The organism is Acidovorax sp. 56 (assembly GCF_002749705.1).
In the GTDB taxonomy this organism is placed as follows: Bacteria; Pseudomonadota; Gammaproteobacteria; order Burkholderiales; family Burkholderiaceae_C; genus Acidovorax.
In genome coordinates this window covers 1,969,518-1,982,100 of the sequence record NZ_PEEV01000001.1, presented here as the reverse complement: position 1 = coordinate 1,982,100, position 12,583 = coordinate 1,969,518, and the positions used below count along the sequence as shown (strand labels likewise).

Here is a 12,583-nt window from a genome sequence, read left to right as displayed (position 1 = left end):
TTACAACAACATTTTGAACACGGAGCATATCGTGAGCAATAAAGGTCAACTTCTTCAAGATCCATTCCTGAATGCACTGCGGCGTGAACACGTCCCAGTGTCCATTTATTTGGTGAATGGAATCAAGTTACAAGGTCAAATTGAGTCTTTTGATCAGTACGTTGTTTTGCTGCGTAATACTGTGACCCAGATGGTCTACAAGCACGCGATCTCCACGATCGTTCCTGGGCGTGCTGTGAATTTTTCGTCAGCAGAGTCATCGGACACGGACGTTAGTGCTCAGTCCTGACGCTCATCACCGCCCTAAACTCTCCTTTGCTTGTGGCATATCTCATTAAGAGCGTGCCGAGGTCTGCACAATGAAGCCCCAAACGACACCTCCAGTCATCTTGGTCGGTGTTGATATGGGGCTTCCTCATTTTGATGCTGAGCTGGAAGAATTGGGTTTGCTTGCTCAAACGGCGGGATTGAACCCTGTTGCGCGCGTGACCTGCAAGCGCAAAGCTCCGGATGCAGCTTTGTTCGTTGGTAGTGGCAAGGCCGATGAGATCAGAATGCTGGCGCAAATGCATGGCGCCGTCGAGGTGCTCTTTGACCAGTCTTTAAGTCCTGCGCAGCAGCGCAACCTTGAGCGACATCTGGAGCTTCCTGTCAACGACCGTACTCTCCTCATTCTGGAGATTTTTGCTCAACGTGCCCGCAGCCACGAAGGCAAGCTGCAGGTGGAACTTGCCAAGCTGCAGTATTTGAGCACGCGTTTAGTGCGCAGGTGGTCCCACTTGGAGCGGCAGCGTGGTGGTATCGGCACACGTGGTGGCCCTGGGGAGACGCAGATTGAGCTTGATCGGCGCATGATTGGAGACGCCATCAAGCGGACGAAGGAGCGGTTGCTCAAGGTCAAGCGCCAGCGTTCTACGCAGCGCAAGCAGCGCGAGCGGCGTGACGCGTTCACCATCTCATTGGTGGGTTACACGAATGCAGGCAAATCGACTTTGTTCAATGCCTTGGTCAAAGCGCGTGCCTATGCTGCCGATCAGCTGTTTGCAACGTTGGACACTACGACGCGACAGCTGTACCTTGCTGACGCGGGCCGATCAATCTCTTTGTCTGACACGGTCGGCTTCATTCGTGATCTTCCGCACGGACTTGTCGATGCGTTTCAGGCGACCTTGCAAGAGGCTGTGGATGCCGATTTGTTGCTCCATGTTGTGGATGCGGCCAACCCTGCTTTTCCAGAGCAAATTCAGCAAGTGCAGCGCGTGCTGACCGAAATTGGCGCTGACCGAATTCCTCAGATTTTGGTATTTAACAAGTCTGATGCTTTGGCGGAGGTGTCTCATCCTCTTGTATCAAAAGACACTTACGACTTGAATGGCATTTTGTGCACGCGGGTTTTTGTGAGTGCCTTGACGGGGACGGGTGTCGGCGCGCTGAGGGAAATACTCTCTGAGATTGTTTCGCGTGAAGCCGCAGAGATGTCCCCAGCTGACGGGGCTGAATTTTCAGAGCTTTCGGCTTGATTGGGCACAATGCTGCTCTGATCGTTACCTATAGAGACCAAGAGATTTTGCGCATGAATTTTCAAAATCGCGATTCGCGCTTAGCTGCATTGCAGAGGTTGGCATTAGGGGTTTTCAATCTGAATGACCCTAGATGGGGGCGGGGCGAAGATAAGCCCGATGAAGGTCGCCAACCCGGGGACAAGACGCCCAGTCCAAGAGACCGTGGCCAGGCGGCAGGCGGCGGGCAGTCCTCCGATCTAGATGAACTCTGGCGAGATCTCAACCGCAAGCTGAGCGGTCTCTTTGGTGGAGGCTCGGGTGGCGGGGCTCCTAAAGGTGGGCAGCCTGACATGCGCAATGCGGGTGTTGGCATCGCCCTGATTGGGGGGGTTGCTTTGGCGGTGTGGATGGCCTCGGGCTTTTTTATCGTCAAAGAAGGTCAGCAGGCCGTCATCACCCAGTTTGGAAAGTACAAATCAACTGTAGGGGCTGGTTTCAACTGGCGATTGCCCTATCCAATCGAGCGCCACGAGTTGGTGTTCGTGACCCAAATTCGTTCTGCGGATGTTGGCAGGGATTCGATTGTCAAGAGTACTGGGCTTCGTGAATCTGCGATGTTGACCGAGGATGAAAACATCGTCGAAATCAAGTTTGCTGTGCAGTACCGATTGAGTGATGCCAGAGCTTGGTTGTTTGAGAGCAAAAACCCCTCTGACGCCGTAGTCCAGGCAGCAGAAACCGCTGTGCGTGAGGTCGTTGGCAAGATGCGAATGGACACGGCGTTATCTGAGGAGCGAGACCAAATCGCTCCTCGGGTGCGTCAACTCATGCAGACCATCCTGGATCGATACAAGGTGGGTGTTGAGGTTGTCGGCATCAATTTGCAACAAGGTGGGGTTAGGCCTCCTGAGCAGGTACAAGCCTCGTTCGATGATGTCTTGAAGGCAGGGCAAGAGCGTGAACGCGCGAAAAATGAAGCGCAGGCCTATGCCAATGACGTTATCCCGCGAGCTGTGGGGGCGGCGTCTCGGCTTGCTGAAGAGTCTTCTGCATATAAGGCAAGAATCGTTGCCCAAGCCCAAGGTGATGCACAGCGGTTTTCCTCGGTTTTGACGGAGTACCAAAAGGCGCCTCAGATCACCCGGGATCGCATGTATCTTGATGCGATGCAGCAAATTTATGGGAATGTGACTAAGGTGATTGTGGAGTCTCGCCAAGGTTCAAACCTGTTGTATATGCCTTTGGACAAGATCATGCAAAGTGCTGCCAGTGCTCCGGGGGCTGCTTTGGTTGAGCCTGCTTCCGGTGTTTCGGGGAATGTTGTTCCGCAAGCCTCTTCAAACTCGGCGCCCGTTGACGTCAGGGGGCGTGACACTGGTCGTAGCCGTGAGCGCGAAGTTCGCTAGGAGAGTTTTGTGAATCGAATTGGATTTATTGCTACAACTTTTCTGGTTGTGCTGGCCTTGATGAGTTCTATGTTCTTCGTGGTCGATCAACGCCAGTTTGGTGTCGTCTACGCACTAGGACAAATCAAAGAGGTCATCACCGAACCCGGTTTGAACTTCAAGTTGCCGCCGCCTTTCCAGAATGTTTCATACATTGACAAGCGGCTTCTAACGCTGGACAGCAAGGACACGGAGCCTATGCTGACGGCAGAAAAGCAGCGGGTCGTGATTGATTGGTACGTACGCTGGCGCATTTCGGAACCTGCCCAATACATCCGCAATGTCGGGCTGGATGAGGAGGCAGGCGCCGCTCAACTCAATCGCGTTGTTCGGAATGCTTTCCAGGAAGAAATCAATAAACGTACGGTCAAGGAACTCCTCTCTCTGAAGCGAGAAGCCGTCATGGAAGACGTCAAGCGAGAGGTATTGGGTGCCGTGCGTGGCGCAAAGCCTTGGGGTGTCGATGTTGTTGATGTCCGCATCACACGGGTCGATTATGTGGAAGCTATCACCGAATCTGTGTACCGTCGGATGGAGGCGGAGCGTAAGAGGGTTGCCAACGAGCTGCGCTCAACAGGTGCTGCTGAAGGTGAGAAAATTCGCGCCGATGCAGATCGTCAGCGCGAAGTTGCGATTGCAAATGCGAATCGAGACGCTCAGAGAGTCAAGGGTGAGGGTGATGCCGAGGCTGCTCGCGTCTATGCCGAGGCTTTTGGTCGCGATGCTCAGTTTGCACATTTTTATCGCAGCCTGGAGGCTTACAAAGCGACTTTGAGCAAGAAATCTGATTTGATTGTTGTGGATCCATCGACATCAGATTTTTTCAAGGTCTTTCGCGATGGGCAGGGGGCTGGCAGTGCCTCTGCTCGTCGCTAGTCGCTTGCTCGATCGCATGATTCTTCGGCACCGATCTGTCTTAAGTTTTTGCATGCTGATCGGCACTAACCGGTAGGGATTGCTGGTCCTTGTTCGCTCACCCGGTAGAATTGCGGTTTTAACAGAATCCCTCTTTCTACATGTCTGCTTGGATCCTGCCGGATCACGTTGCCGATGTTCTGCCCTCAGAGGCTCGACACATCGAAGAGTTGCGCCGAGGCATGCTCGATACTGCGCGCAGCTATGGGTACGAATTGGTCATCCCACCCATGTTGGAGCACTTGGATTCTTTGTTAACGGGTGCGGGTGAAGCATTAAGTTTACAAACGTTCAAGTTGGTCGATCAGTTGTCTGGCCGTTCTATGGGCTTGCGTGCTGACACTACACAACAGGTGGCACGGATTGACGCCCATCTGCTCAATCGCTCAGGCGTAACTCGGCTTTGTTATTGCGGGCCCGTTTTGCATACGCGACCCGATAGGCCGCATGCTACGAGAGAGCCGCTCCAGTTTGGAGCTGAAATTTATGGCCATGCAGGGCTGGAAGCTGACGTTGAGGCTCTGACTCTGGCTGTTGAGTGCTTGCATCGGGCTGGCATTGTCAAAATGACGATTGATCTTGCAGATGTTCGTATCGTTCGTTGCCTGCTTGCTGGTGTGCAAGTGAGCCCGTCTGTATTGCGAGATTTGCATGGAGCATTGGCTCGCAAAGATTTGACGGAAATTGACCGTCTTTCGCAGCCCTTTCCAAAGGCAAGCCGGGATGGGTTGATGGCCCTTCCGGGGCTTTTCGGTGATGCGTCGGTTTTGGACAAGGCTCTGCGGGTGTTGGGTAGCTTCCCTGGGGTGGCTGACTTGGTTGACGAGTTGAAGCGTTTGGCTTCGGCATTTAGCGATCAGATCGTTACCTTTGACTTAGCGGATTTGCGTGGATATTCGTACTACAGCGGTGTGCGTTTCGCTGTGTTCGCTCCTGGCGCCCCTGACGCTATGGCCCGCGGTGGTCGATATGACGAGGTCGGTGCTGCGTTTGGGCGCAACCGACCTGCTGCGGGCTTTAGTTTGGATATCAAGCAGATTGTGGGCGTCGTTCCTGCTAGATCTCTTCAAACAGCAATACGCGCTCCTTGGGTGGATTGTGTGGCCGTCAACCAAGCGGTTATCGCATTGCGCAGTCAAGGTGAGACTGTTGTCTGCGTACTTCCTGGACATGAGAGTGATGCTGATGAATTCAACTTTGACCGAGAGTTGGTTGAAATATCCGGTCGTTGGACTGTTCGTGCAATCTAAGATTTTGAAAATTGAATTGGGTTTGAGATGAAAGCAACCAAAGGTCGTAACGTCGTCGTAGTTGGTACCCAATGGGGTGACGAGGGCAAGGGCAAGCTCGTTGATTGGCTTACCGAGAGTGCTCAAGGGGTGGTCCGCTTTCAAGGGGGTCACAATGCTGGTCATACATTGGTGATCAACGGAGTAAAGACGGCTTTGCACCTTATCCCCAGCGGCATCATGCGGCCTGGGGTCAAGTGTTATATCGGCAATGGTGTAGTGGTGTCTGCTGCCAAATTGTTTGAGGAAATTGAAGGTCTTGAGCGTGCAGGTGTTGAAGTCCGCTCTCGTTTGCGTGTGAGTGAAGCCTGTCCTCTGATCCTCCCTTTTCATGCGGCATTGGATGTGGCCCGTGAAGCAGTACGTGAGCAGGGTGGGGTAGAAAAAATTGGAACGACTGGTCGCGGTATCGGCCCAGCATACGAGGACAAGATTGCCCGTCGTGCCTTGCGCATTCAAGATCTCAAGTATCCAGATCGTTTTGCTGCGAAGCTCAAGGAATTGTTGGCCCTCCACAACCATGTTCTAACGACCTACCTGGGCTCGGCCAAGTTCGTGTTCGGGGAGTCGCTTGCTCCGTATCTCAAGAATGGAGAAGTCCAATTCGATCCGGTCTACTCCGAAGCAATGCGGCATGCCGAGTTGTTGCGTCCCATGATGGCGGACGTGTCGTGCGAGTTGAATGCTGCACACGGTCAAGGTAGCAATCTATTGTTCGAAGGTGCGCAGGGTACGTTGCTTGATGTTGATCACGGCACCTATCCCTATGTGACTTCTAGCAACTGTGTTGCTGGCAATGCTGCTGCGGGGGCAGGGGTTGGGCCGGGAATGCTTCACTATATTTTGGGGATTACCAAGGCTTATTGCACGCGTGTCGGCGGCGGCCCGTTCCCCACGGAATTGGATTGGGAGGTTCCAGGAACTCCTGGATATCACATGAGCACGATCGGTGCAGAAAAGGGCGTGACGACTGGTCGGAGCCGCCGTTGCGGTTGGTTTGATGCTGCGCTGCTGAAGCGCAGTGCCCAAGTGAATGGTTTAAGTGGTTTGTGCATCACAAAGTTAGACGTCTTGGATGGTTTGACCGAGTTGCAGCTGTGTATTGGTTACGAGCTTGATGGTGAGCGTGTTGATCTGCTCCCCATGGGGGCAGACGATATTGCCCGCTGCGTTCCTATCTACGAAAGCGTCCCCGGTTGGGCAGACTCTACAGTGGGTGTGACGGAGTATGCAAAGTTGCCAGCGAATGCGCGGCGCTATTTGGAGCGCATAGAAGAGGTTACTGGCGTCCCGATTGCGATGATTTCGACCAGTCCGGACCGTGATCACACGATCCTGATGCGTCACCCCTATGCAGTGAACTGACGCTTGGAGCAAGATGATGCTGACAGAAGATGGCAAGCACCTATACGTAAGCTACGATGAGTACCATAGCCTGATTGAAAAATTGGCACTCAAGGTGCATCAATCTGGCTGGGAATTTGACACGATTCTTTGTTTGGCACGAGGTGGCTTGAGGCCGGGAGACATTCTCAGTCGAATTTTCTCGAAACCGCTGGCGATCATGTCTACGAGTTCATACCGAGCGGAAGCGGGCACTGTTCAAGGCCATTTGGACATCGCGCGCTTCATTACGACACCCAAAGGCGAAATTGCTGGGCGAGTGCTGTTGGTGGATGACTTGGCCGATTCGGGTCACACGCTCAGGGCCGTGCTGGATATGTTGAGAACAAACTATGCACCGATCACAGAGCTTCGTAGTGCTGTGATTTGGACAAAGGGGGTATCTTCTTTCACCCCGGACTACTCTGTTGAATTCTTGCCCTCAAACCCTTGGATACATCAGCCTTTCGAAGGTTACGACAGTTTGGGGCCCGATAGATTGTTGGAAAAGTGGAAGCTTTGAGGTTTTGGGGCTCAAAGTAGTGCTATGATCGAGGGCTTCGCTACTGAGACGGTTTAGATTGTTGGGGTAGCGAAAGGGGTTGCAGAAAGTTGGATTTTTGTTGTCGGCGGGTTAAAAACTGTTGTACAATCTAAGGCTGCGCTAAATGCGGTAGTTGTTCTGAAAAGGGTAATTGCTGCAAACTGCAAAGACCCTCAAGTTTGACGGGACTTTAAAACCTGTGCTAGAATTCAAGGCTCAGCTGATTGCAGCTAAGTCGGGAAAGCAAAGAAAACTTCGGTTGCTTTGTGATCCGGTTCATTAAAAATATACAGCCGATAAGCGTGGGCGTTTGATGGCGAGTGCCAAGTTCTTTGGAACTAGTGCTTAGCACTACAAACGCTCATGAGAATAGAAGTGAAGTTCACTTCAATTCCGTTTTTATGAGTTAAGTCGAAAGACTTTAAATTTATCAAGATCGAACTGTAGAGTTTGATCCTGGCTCAGATTGAACGCTGGCGGCATGCCTTACACATGCAAGTCGAACGGTAACAGGTCTTCGGATGCTGACGAGTGGCGAACGGGTGAGTAATACATCGGAACGTGCCCGATCGTGGGGGATAACGAAGCGAAAGCTTTGCTAATACCGCATAAGATCCAAGGATGAAAGCAGGGGACCGCAAGGCCTTGCGCGAACGGAGCGGCCGATGGCAGATTAGGTAGTTGGTGGGATAAAAGCTTACCAAGCCGACGATCTGTAGCTGGTCTGAGAGGACGACCAGCCACACTGGGACTGAGACACGGCCCAGACTCCTACGGGAGGCAGCAGTGGGGAATTTTGGACAATGGGCGAAAGCCTGATCCAGCCATGCCGCGTGCAGGATGAAGGCCTTCGGGTTGTAAACTGCTTTTGTACGGAACGAAAAGACTCTGGTTAATACCTGGGGTCCATGACGGTACCGTAAGAATAAGCACCGGCTAACTACGTGCCAGCAGCCGCGGTAATACGTAGGGTGCAAGCGTTAATCGGAATTACTGGGCGTAAAGCGTGCGCAGGCGGTTATATAAGACAGATGTGAAATCCCCGGGCTCAACCTGGGAACTGCATTTGTGACTGTATAGCTAGAGTACGGTAGAGGGGGATGGAATTCCGCGTGTAGCAGTGAAATGCGTAGATATGCGGAGGAACACCGATGGCGAAGGCAATCCCCTGGACCTGTACTGACGCTCATGCACGAAAGCGTGGGGAGCAAACAGGATTAGATACCCTGGTAGTCCACGCCCTAAACGATGTCAACTGGTTGTTGGGTCTTCACTGACTCAGTAACGAAGCTAACGCGTGAAGTTGACCGCCTGGGGAGTACGGCCGCAAGGTTGAAACTCAAAGGAATTGACGGGGACCCGCACAAGCGGTGGATGATGTGGTTTAATTCGATGCAACGCGAAAAACCTTACCCACCTTTGACATGTATGGAATCCTTTAGAGATAGAGGAGTGCTCGAAAGAGAGCCATAACACAGGTGCTGCATGGCTGTCGTCAGCTCGTGTCGTGAGATGTTGGGTTAAGTCCCGCAACGAGCGCAACCCTTGCCATTAGTTGCTACGAAAGGGCACTCTAATGGGACTGCCGGTGACAAACCGGAGGAAGGTGGGGATGACGTCAAGTCCTCATGGCCCTTATAGGTGGGGCTACACACGTCATACAATGGCTGGTACAGAGGGTTGCCAACCCGCGAGGGGGAGCTAATCCCATAAAGCCAGTCGTAGTCCGGATCGCAGTCTGCAACTCGACTGCGTGAAGTCGGAATCGCTAGTAATCGCGGATCAGAATGTCGCGGTGAATACGTTCCCGGGTCTTGTACACACCGCCCGTCACACCATGGGAGCGGGTTCTGCCAGAAGTAGGTAGCCTAACCGTAAGGAGGGCGCTTACCACGGCAGGGTTCGTGACTGGGGTGAAGTCGTAACAAGGTAGCCGTATCGGAAGGTGCGGCTGGATCACCTCCTTTCTGGAAAACTGCATTCAATATTGAACGCCCACACTTATCGGTTGTTGGAACAAGCTGCTGACTTGCGAAGTCATTCGCAAGAAGGCGGAATGGGTCTGTAGCTCAGCTGGTTAGAGCACTGTGTTGATAACGCAGGGGTCGTTGGTTCGAGCCCAACTAGACCCACCATATTCCAATAGACGGATACGTGAGAGGAAACTGGGGGATTAGCTCAGCTGGGAGAGCACCTGCTTTGCAAGCAGGGGGTCGTCGGTTCGATCCCGTCATCCTCCACCACCAACAAGCATCGGACTTCAACACCAAAGCGGCTTTGCAAAAGGCCACTTTGTTGTTGATCAATATCGATTGATCAATCGGCTGTTCTTTAAAAATTCATAGAGTCGAATCAGAGTTGTCAGAGGAAACTGTACATTCGTAAAGGTTTAGTGCAGACCGTGCCTCTGATGACAATTTTTTGATTGCGTCAAAACGAATATTCAATAAGCGAAAGCTGATTGAAATTCAGTAATGACGAATGTTCTCAGATGAAAGGTAGAAATACCTAGAGTCGAGGAATTATTCACATTACGGCATAACGCGTCAGGTGAAAGACCTGGCAAGTCCTTGAAAATAATGGCGATATCTCGAAAGAGATGTCAAAGTTATAGGGTCAAGTGACTAAGAGCATGTGGTGGATGCCTTGGCGATTACAGGCGACGAAAGACGTGATAGCCTGCGATAAGCTTCGGGGAGCTGGCAAATAAGCTTTGATCCGGAGATTTCTGAATGGGGAAACCCACCTCGCAAGAGGTATCGCATACTGAATACATAGGTATGCGAAGCGAACCGGGTGAACTGAAACATCTCAGTAGCTCGAGGAAAAGACATCAACCGAGATTCCGAAAGTAGTGGCGAGCGAAATCGGAAGAGCCTTCTAGTGATAGCACGACTGTTAGCAAAACGGAATGGAAAGTTCGGCCATAGCAGGTGATAGCCCTGTATGCGAAAACAGACGTGTGGTACTAAGTTAGAGAAAAGTAGGGCGGGACACGAGAAATCCTGTCTGAATATGGGGGGACCATCCTCCAAGGCTAAATACTCGTAATCGACCGATAGTGAACCAGTACCGTGAGGGAAAGGCGAAAAGAACCCCGGGAGGGGAGTGAAATAGATCCTGAAACCGCATGCTTACAAAAAGTAGGAGCCCGCAAGGGTGACTGCGTACCTTTTGTATAATGGGTCAGCGACTTACATTCAGTGGCAAGGTTAACCGAATAGGGAAGCCGTAGAGAAATCGAGTCCGAATAGGGCGAATCAGTCGCTGGGTGTAGACCCGAAACCAAGTGATCTATCCATGGCCAGGATGAAGGTGCCGTAACAGGTACTGGAGGTCCGAACCCACTAGTGTTGCAAAACTAGGGGATGAGCTGTGGATAGGGGTGAAAGGCTAAACAAACTTGGAAATAGCTGGTTCTCTCCGAAAACTATTTAGGTAGTGCCTCAAGTATTACCGTCGGGGGTAGAGCACTGTTTAGGCTAGGGGGTCATGGCGACTTACCAAACCTATGCAAACTCCGAATACCGACGAGTACAGCTTGGGAGACAGAGCACCGGGTGCTAACGTCCGGACTCAAGAGGGAAACAACCCAGACCGCCAGCTAAGGTCCCTAAAATTGGCTAAGTGGGAAACGAAGTGGGAAGGCTAAAACAGTCAGGATGTTGGCTTAGAAGCAGCCATCATTTAAAGAAAGCGTAATAGCTCACTGATCGAGTCGTCCTGCGCGGAAGATGTAACGGGGCTAAGCCAGTTACCGAAGCTGCGGATGTGCAATTTATTGCACGTGGTAGGAGAGCGTTCTGTAGGCCTGTGAAGGTGTCTGGTAACGGATGCTGGAGGTATCAGAAGTGCGAATGCTGACATGAGTAGCGTTAAAGGGGGTGAAAAGCCCCCTCGCCGTAAGCGCAAGGTTTTCTACGCAACGTTCATCGGCGTAGAGTGAGTCGGCCCCTAAGGCGAGGCAGAGATGCGTAGCTGATGGGAAACAGGTCAATATTCCTGTACCGATCAATAGTGCGATGTGGGGACGGAGAAGGTTAGCTCAGCCAACTGTTGGATATGTTGGTTCAAGCCTGTAGTCGTGCCTGGTAGGCAAATCCGCCGGGCTTAGATGAGGGGTGATAACGAGTCTGCTTGCAGACGAAGTGAGTGATACCCTGCTTCCAGGAAAAGCCACTAAGCTTCAGCTATTGACGACCGTACCGCAAACCGACACTGGTGCGCGAGATGAGTATTCTAAGGCGCTTGAGAGAACTCAGGAGAAGGAACTCGGCAAATTGATACCGTAACTTCGGGAGAAGGTATGCCCCAAGTAGGTGAACTCGTACAGAGGGAGCCCAAAGGGGTTGCAAAAAATCGGTGGCTGCGACTGTTTAATAAAAACACAGCACTCTGCAAACACGAAAGTGGACGTATAGGGTGTGACGCCTGCCCGGTGCTGGAAGATTAAATGATGGGGTGCAAGCTCTTGATTGAAGTCCCAGTAAACGGCGGCCGTAACTATAACGGTCCTAAGGTAGCGAAATTCCTTGTCGGGTAAGTTCCGACCTGCACGAATGGCGTAACGATGGCCACACTGTCTCCTCCTGAGACTCAGCGAAGTTGAAATGTTTGTGATGATGCAATCTCCCCGCGGAAAGACGGAAAGACCCCATGAACCTTTACTGTAGCTTTGTATTGGACTTTGAACAGATCTGTGTAGGATAGGTGGGAGGCTTTGAAGTGAGGACGCTAGTTCTCATGGAGCCAACGTTGAAATACCACCCTGGTGTGTTTGAGGTTCTAACCTAGGTCCATTATCTGGATCGGGGACAGTGCATGGTAGGCAGTTTGACTGGGGCGGTCTCCTCCCAAAGCGTAACGGAGGAGTTCGAAGGTACGCTAGTTACGGTCGGACATCGTGACGATAGTGCAATGGCATAAGCGTGCTTAACTGCGAGACTGACAAGTCGAGCAGATGCGAAAGCAGGACATAGTGATCCGGTGGTTCTGTATGGAAGGGCCATCGCTCAACGGATAAAAGGTACTCTGGGGATAACAGGCTGATACCGCCCAAGAGTTCATATCGACGGCGGTGTTTGGCACCTCGATGTCGGCTCATCTCATCCTGGGGCTGTAGCCGGTCCCAAGGGTATGGCTGTTCGCCATTTAAAGAGGTACGTGAGCTGGGTTTAAAACGTCGTGAGACAGTTTGGTCCCTATCTTCCGTGGGCGCTGCAGATTTGAGGAAGCCTGCTCCTAGTACGAGAGGACCGGAGTGGACACACCTCTGGTGTATCGGTTGTCACGCCAGTGGCATTGCCGAGTAGCTAAGTGTGGAAGAGATAACCGCTGAAAGCATCTAAGCGGGAAACTCGTTTCAAGATGAGATCTGCCGGGGCCTTGAGCCCCCTAAAGAGTCGTTCAAGACCAGGACGTTGATAGGTCAGGTGTGGAAGCGCAGTAATGCGTTAAGCTAACTGATACTAATTGCTCGTGAGGCTTGACCCTATAACTTTGATA

General features: G+C 52.0%; 7 protein-coding genes, 2 tRNA genes and 2 rRNA genes. All 11 read left to right on the top strand.

What is annotated here, in order from left to right:
* Nucleotides 1-31 precede the first annotated feature (31 nt).
* A complete protein-coding gene (hfq, locus tag CLU88_RS08770) occupies nt 32-289 on the top strand; it encodes an RNA chaperone Hfq (RefSeq protein ID WP_099658739.1) in 258 nt (85 codons plus the stop codon).
* Between the two features lie 70 nt (nt 290-359).
* Nucleotides 360-1,520, top strand: a complete 1,161-nt coding sequence (gene hflX / locus CLU88_RS08765; protein WP_099656258.1) for a GTPase HflX — start codon at nt 360-362, stop codon at nt 1,518-1,520.
* Nucleotides 1,521-1,573: 53 nt separating this feature from the next.
* Nucleotides 1,574-2,908, top strand: coding sequence for an FtsH protease activity modulator HflK (hflK, locus tag CLU88_RS08760; protein WP_099658738.1), 1,335 nt, complete (start codon nt 1,574-1,576; stop codon nt 2,906-2,908).
* 9 nt (nt 2,909-2,917) lie between these two features.
* The gene (gene hflC, locus CLU88_RS08755) at nt 2,918-3,823 is read left to right on the top strand and encodes a protease modulator HflC (protein WP_099656257.1); all 906 of its coding nucleotides are present in this window, start codon (nt 2,918-2,920) and stop codon (nt 3,821-3,823) included.
* A gap of 140 nt (nt 3,824-3,963) precedes the next feature.
* Entirely contained in the window at nt 3,964-5,112 is a 1,149-nt protein-coding gene (locus tag CLU88_RS08750) for an ATP phosphoribosyltransferase regulatory subunit (protein ID WP_099656256.1), read from the top strand.
* 27 nt (nt 5,113-5,139) lie between these two features.
* Entirely contained in the window at nt 5,140-6,516 is a 1,377-nt protein-coding gene (locus tag CLU88_RS08745; RefSeq protein ID WP_099656255.1) for an adenylosuccinate synthase, read from the top strand.
* 16 nt (nt 6,517-6,532) lie between these two features.
* Entirely contained in the window at nt 6,533-7,057 is a 525-nt protein-coding gene (locus tag CLU88_RS08740) for a phosphoribosyltransferase (RefSeq protein ID WP_099658737.1), read from the top strand.
* A gap of 459 nt (nt 7,058-7,516) precedes the next feature.
* Nucleotides 7,517-9,045 (top strand): 16S ribosomal RNA (locus tag CLU88_RS08735).
* A gap of 91 nt (nt 9,046-9,136) precedes the next feature.
* A tRNA-Ile gene (locus CLU88_RS08730) sits at nt 9,137-9,213 on the top strand.
* A gap of 32 nt (nt 9,214-9,245) precedes the next feature.
* Nucleotides 9,246-9,321: transfer RNA gene (locus tag CLU88_RS08725), tRNA-Ala, on the top strand.
* Nucleotides 9,322-9,692: 371 nt separating this feature from the next.
* Nucleotides 9,693-12,571: ribosomal RNA gene (locus CLU88_RS08720) — 23S ribosomal RNA — on the top strand.
* Together the 16S and 23S rRNA genes with 2 tRNA genes alongside form the textbook arrangement of a ribosomal RNA operon.
* Nucleotides 12,572-12,583: the final 12 nt, after the last annotated feature.

Bases quoted from the DNA above. Each gene is read 5' to 3' on its own strand.
- CLU88_RS08745 (WP_099656255.1), top strand. From the start codon at position 5,140: ATGAAAGCAACCAAAGGTCGTAACGTCGTCGTAGTTGGTACCCAATGG.
- hflK (WP_099658738.1), top strand. From the start codon at position 1,574: ATGAATTTTCAAAATCGCGATTCGCGCTTAGCTGCATTGCAGAGGTTG.
- CLU88_RS08740 (WP_099658737.1), top strand. From the start codon at position 6,533: ATGCTGACAGAAGATGGCAAGCACCTATACGTAAGCTACGATGAGTAC.
- hflX (WP_099656258.1), top strand. From the start codon at position 360: ATGAAGCCCCAAACGACACCTCCAGTCATCTTGGTCGGTGTTGATATG.
- CLU88_RS08750 (WP_099656256.1), top strand. From the start codon at position 3,964: ATGTCTGCTTGGATCCTGCCGGATCACGTTGCCGATGTTCTGCCCTCA.